Raw genomic sequence first — 5,153 nt, 5'->3', positions numbered from 1 at the left:
CGCCAAAGGATTTTTATTTACGCCACGCGCCACCACGCCCTGTCTGGGAGAGAGACTCGGAGACTGACTCCTCATTTTGCCCCTCATTTTTCCTTGCCACCACCTTACGAGAAACAGGAGCGTTGCCTTGCCCACTATTGCCTTGCCACCACCTTACGAGAAACAGGAGCGTTGCCTTGCCACCACCTTACGAGAAACAGGAGCGGTCTGTTTGGGGGTTAGTTTTTTCTTGGGCATGGTTTCATCTCCATAGAATTCAACTTTCTGTGGTTTAGCTTATTGAGTTGGCTGTGGCTGTGTCAATAGACATCTCCAGAAACTCGGTTTTGACCCAGGCAGTGCAAGGGTTTGAGGTTAATTTTTGGAGATGTCTAATAGGTTTTTTCTCACGTTTTGTTACGTGGGGAGATGGGGAGATGGGGAGATGGGGAGATGGGGAGATGGGGAGATGGGGTGATCTGGGTACAAGTAGAATCGTAGGGTGGGCAGTGGCAAGAATCGCGAAATTGGCAAGCTTGGGGAATATATCATCAGCCACTGCCCACCAACCCTGCCCACTGCCCACTGCCCACCAAAGGGGTATTTTATTATAATTTATAGTGTGCGCTATGGGCATAATCTGATAGCTGATAGCTTGCCTATAATCAGGCATACCATTACGTAAACGAACGAGTAAACTTGTGATGGAAAACAAAGTAATCGATGTGAGTGAGCTAAGTCCAAAACAGATTGCTATCATTACAGAAATTGTTGAGACTTTTAAGTTAGTCGCTCAACAAACTAATTTACCCGAAGATTTAAGCAAAGCTGAAACTTCCAAAAAATCCTTAAATCTTGCCGAGAGAATAAAACAGCGTTTTGCCCATTTATCAGATGTAGAAATTACCCAAATTCCCAGAGATAAAATGCGTACTCCTCCTCTATTTGATCAATGATCATTTTAGATACTAATGTTATTTCTGAGTTGATGAAAGGTAATATAGCGTTGATCACAGTTATGAGGTACAGTATTCTTTGAAGCTGATTCCCTGTTAGGTGCGCTTTCCGCATCTAATTATTAAATTCGCCACGGGTCGCACCTCTTGATGCAGCGCATCCCTATTACCTATTACCTATTACCTATTACCTATTACCTATTACCTATTACCTATTACCTATTACCTATTACCTATTACCTATTACCTATTACCTATTACCTATTACCTATTACCTATTACCTATTACCTATTACCTATTACCTATTACCTATTACCTATTACCTATTACCTAAAATCCCGAAATTGTGTACCTCATAGCTATGAGAATTGCTATAGCTGTTCAGTAAGTGTCTCTAACTGGACATCTCAACAACTCATAACCAACTTATATACTACTACCATCACTCAAGCCGAAATTATGTATGGTATTGCTATTTTACCCAGGGTAAGCGCAAGAATCAATAAGCTGTAGCTTATTGAGAAAAAAAGGGGATCATTCTCAACTATTAAACTCTATTGAGAATCAAGTTCTACGAGATTATAGGGGTTTCGAGCCACGATCAACCGATATCCAGCCAATGCACATTATGGGCAATTTTTTCTTGCGCTTACCCTGGCTATTTTACCCCAAGGTAAAAGACAAGATGAACTGCAAAAAGCGGCTAACTTAATGTTTACAGAAGACTTCTCAGGCCGTATTCTTTACTTTGACCAAAAAGCGGCTGTAAGTTTTGCATCAATTGCATGCGAAAGAAAAAAAATAGGACAACCAATTTCTCAAGCCGATGCTCAAATTGCAGCTATTTGTTATAGCCATCATGCTACCCTTGCTACTCGGAATGTTGATGATTTTAAAAACTGTAATATTGCCATTATCAATCCCTGGGACTATAGAGTAACATAACTAAAGTTTTGTAACGTAGGAAACAGGGAATCGGAAATCGGTAATTGGGGGAAAATTATGTGTAATTTATAGTTATTAAAAACGCTTTAGTAGTGCGCAAAAACCATAAATTATGCTTATTAATTTCCCAGAAACAAAAATATTTTAGAGGCCAATTGCTCTATTTACTGTTCCCTGTTCCCTGTTCCCTGTTCCCTAAACAACCATAACTATGTACTTAAACAACTCGCAAAGCGTTATGGAAACCAATCCTCATCCAAAGCTTGTGTGAAATCAATTTCCGCTTCTGGAGGAAGTGTAAACAGTTTAGAAACGGATTTTACCGCACTAGGATGGGCTTTGTTGTAGAAAATTTCCAGTTGAGTACGAAGGCTAGGGCTATCCTCAATAATAGTTTTAATTTGGGCGCGAAAGTTAACCACTTCAGCCGCCCAATGATTCCTGTTTTGTTCTTGTTCAGACTTCCAATAAGCCAGTTTCAGCAAGTGTTCTAAAAGACGGGTTAAAAGACTCAATAATGCTCGTTTTTCACTTTTACCCATGCTTTCAATTTCTTCAATTAAATTATCCCAGTCCACTTCACTAAAATTACGGTTTCGGAGATTTTCTACCGTTTCGTTTATCCATTGATAGTAGTCAGTGTCATAAGAGGTGTAGGTTTTCATGATTTTAGATACTAATGTTATTTCAGATTTTGACGTTGCGTCAGTCTTAGAATGAATAGGAGTAGAGTGGGCAGGATGCCCGCACGAAAATAGTAGAGTGGGCAGGATGCCCGCACGAAAATATATTGAAACTGGCAAGATGCCAGTTCCACGCAAGATGCCCATTCCACAGAGAATCGCCAGCAGCCGTGAATCTATATCATCAGCCACTGCCCACCCTACTGCTGTCATGGATTGGCAGATGCGATCGCGCTTCTAGGCTAACTGTAGTATTTGTGGAGTTGGTAACTCTTTATTAACTTGGCTATAGGCTTACAAATATAAGCGATGGCGGCGTAAAAAAGGAGTATTCCTCTATGGTAACTCTTTCCCCGACTCCCGACTCCCGACTCCCGACTCCCAACTGCCAACTCCCGACTCCCTGTTCCCTTTTTCCATCAATTCTGTATACTTTAGTAGCAAACAAATTTTCTAATTGTTTAATGAACATAGGGATTTTATACACAGGGGGCACGATTGGTTCTGTGCAGGGACCTGATGGGCTGTATCCACTAGATACTGTTGGTTTCCAAAAGGCGTTTGATGAGAATATTTTGCCGATTATTCAAAGTCAATATCCCGATTGTACCATTGGTTATATTGATATCGGGTTTGGTCCGAATAACAGCACTCTCGACAGTACCAACTTGCAGCCGAAAGACTGGTGTACAATTGCGATGGCAATCCTAGAAGCCTACGGCAGCTATCAGGCTTTTATTGTGCTCCATGGCACGGACACCATGGCTTGGACGGCTTCGATACTGTCGTTTTTGATGACGGGGCTGGATAGCGATGGCAACTATAACGCTTTGTTGAGCAAGCCGGTGGTTGTGACTGGGTCCCAACTGCCACTATTTGTAGAGAAAGCGGACTCTTCCTATACTGTACGTTTCAACACCGATGCACTCCAAAACGTCTGTGGTGCCGTAACCTCCTGTTGTGAAGGTGTACCTGAAGTTTGTCTGTACTTTGATTCCACCTTAATGAGGGGCAATCGCACGGTCAAGACCAACGCCAGTGAGTTCAAAGCCTTCTCCACTCCCAACTATCCCAATATTGGGGAATATGGGTTAGAGTTTGACGTGAACAACAAACTCGTGCGCCCCTTGCCCACAGACCCCTCCCTGGCACTCTCTGTCCAGGGCGAGCCTGCTTATGACGCTTTATTGGCTCAACTAACCTACATTAACGATAATATTAACGACACTACCGTTCTTCCCTTTTCCGCTTTCCCCGCCTATTATGATGTCTCTACTGACCCCAATACCAGCGTACTTGGGGATATGCTGGCGGCCTGTATTAATCAGGGAGTAGATGGTTTAATTCTGGAGTCTTATGGGGCAGGGAATTTCCCTTCTGGCAATCCAGACACTCCTGAGAATGGGGCGATTTATAAAACTCTCCAAGAAGCTAATAACAACGGTACGGTGATCGTTGACTGTACACAGGTTCTCAGCGGGATTGTCAATTCCCAGACTTATGCAGCAGGTTCCTGGCTGAGTCAGGTAGGAGCAGTTGGTGCTTATGATATGACCCCAATTGCGGCTGCCAGCAAGCTGACTTACTTAAAGCTCTTAGCTAAATACTATAACTGGGATCAATACAAGATTAAAGAACTGATGATGACCAATCTCGTCGGCGAGATTATGGATGTCAACGTTCTCGATGCCAGAGGAGAAGGCTTCTTAGCGCCGGGAGAGACGATTATGGCTCTTGATGGCACTGCCATTTTGACCAACGAGCCCGGACAGGGTCCAGTCTTAAGTGGCACTAGCTTAGAACAGCCTTTCGTTTTGCTTGAGGATCCCAGCTCTGCCAAGTTGCCCGGTCAATTGCATATGCAAGAAGACGGTCAATTAATCTTCTATGACCGGGACAACCAAGCTGTTTATCAGGCACCGGCGCAACCAGATCCTGACACCCGCTCATCCAAGCTGATCCTAGAAGGTGAAACTACTGATGGTGGCACCAAACTTTATATCCAGAATTACGGCAAAGAGCCTGTCTATATTTATCCCGAACCGATTTCCCCCGAACAGTCCCAGGGTAAGGGCAAACATAAATCCCAGGGTAAGGGCAAGAAGAAATAATATCAAGTCCGCTTGAATATCCATAATTAACGGTAGGGTGGGGAGATGGGGAGATGGGGAGATGGGGGAGATTTTGATTAAGGGGAATTATCCGGATATGATAATTAGAATCGTAGGGTAGGCAGTGGCTAAGGGGATTAGCAAGCTTGGTAAATCTATCTGATCCACTGCCCACCAGGTAATTATCCGGACATGATAATTAGAATCGTAGGGTGGGCAGTGGCTAAGGGGATTGGCAAGCTTGGTAAATCTATCTGATCCACTGCCCACCAGACAGGAACTACGGGATACTCCATCAGGAGACCCTACGGGATTGACTGATCAGGGAACAGATAAAAAATATTGTCTACCTCATTAGGCTAGAAACTGTTTTAGTTGAATTCAAGAGTACAAAATTTATAATCCTAGGGTGGGCAGTGCCTATTAATGGGGACCCTAGCTATTATTATCAGTTTCAAGCACTGCCCACCCTACCTAA

General features: G+C 43.4%; 8 protein-coding genes. 6 read left to right on the top strand and 2 right to left on the bottom strand.

Annotated elements, in window-relative coordinates:
- Nucleotides 1-222: hypothetical protein (locus LYNGBM3L_RS47770; protein WP_229414663.1), on the top strand; the 222-nt coding region annotated here is incomplete at its 5' end.
- Nucleotides 223-271: 49 nt separating this feature from the next.
- On the opposite strand, the gene LYNGBM3L_RS44165 is transcribed toward LYNGBM3L_RS47770, so the two are convergent.
- Entirely contained in the window at nt 272-616 is a 345-nt protein-coding gene (locus LYNGBM3L_RS44165; RefSeq protein WP_044494507.1) for a hypothetical protein, read from the bottom strand.
- Between the two features lie 67 nt (nt 617-683).
- Here LYNGBM3L_RS44165 and LYNGBM3L_RS23505 point away from each other — a divergent pair, with 67 nt between their 5' ends.
- The 3 genes from LYNGBM3L_RS23505 (at nt 684) to LYNGBM3L_RS23495 (ending at nt 1,881) form a co-directional block, all read left to right on the top strand.
- Entirely contained in the window at nt 684-935 is a 252-nt protein-coding gene (locus LYNGBM3L_RS23505) for a hypothetical protein (protein ID WP_009149639.1), read from the top strand.
- Nucleotides 936-1,085: 150 nt separating this feature from the next.
- The gene (locus LYNGBM3L_RS23500) at nt 1,086-1,295 is read left to right on the top strand and encodes a hypothetical protein (protein ID WP_044494504.1); all 210 of its coding nucleotides are present in this window, start codon (nt 1,086-1,088) and stop codon (nt 1,293-1,295) included.
- 241 nt (nt 1,296-1,536) lie between these two features.
- Nucleotides 1,537-1,881 (top strand): PIN domain-containing protein, encoded by a 345-nt coding sequence (locus LYNGBM3L_RS23495; RefSeq protein ID WP_438941760.1) that lies wholly within the window; start codon nt 1,537-1,539, stop codon nt 1,879-1,881.
- A gap of 236 nt (nt 1,882-2,117) precedes the next feature.
- Here LYNGBM3L_RS23495 and LYNGBM3L_RS23490 read toward each other — a convergent pair whose 3' ends face one another.
- A complete protein-coding gene (locus LYNGBM3L_RS23490) occupies nt 2,118-2,546 on the bottom strand; it encodes a DUF29 domain-containing protein (RefSeq protein WP_044494509.1) in 429 nt (142 codons plus the stop codon).
- 106 nt (nt 2,547-2,652) lie between these two features.
- Here LYNGBM3L_RS23490 and LYNGBM3L_RS44160 point away from each other — a divergent pair, with 106 nt between their 5' ends.
- Nucleotides 2,653-2,805, top strand: a complete 153-nt coding sequence (locus tag LYNGBM3L_RS44160; RefSeq protein WP_154659891.1) for a hypothetical protein — start codon at nt 2,653-2,655, stop codon at nt 2,803-2,805.
- A 97-nt stretch (nt 2,806-2,902) separates the two neighbouring features.
- Nucleotides 2,903-4,675: an asparaginase gene (locus LYNGBM3L_RS23485; protein ID WP_081431889.1), complete on the top strand. Its 1,773-nt coding sequence runs from the start codon at nt 2,903-2,905 to the stop codon at nt 4,673-4,675.
- The last annotated feature ends 478 nt before the right edge of the window (nt 4,676-5,153 follow it).

The organism is Moorena producens 3L, assembly GCF_000211815.1.
Classification (GTDB): Bacteria; Cyanobacteriota; Cyanobacteriia; order Cyanobacteriales; family Coleofasciculaceae; genus Moorena; species Moorena producens.
Note: the sequence above shows the minus strand (reverse complement) of the source record. Positions and strands in the feature narration are given on the sequence as shown.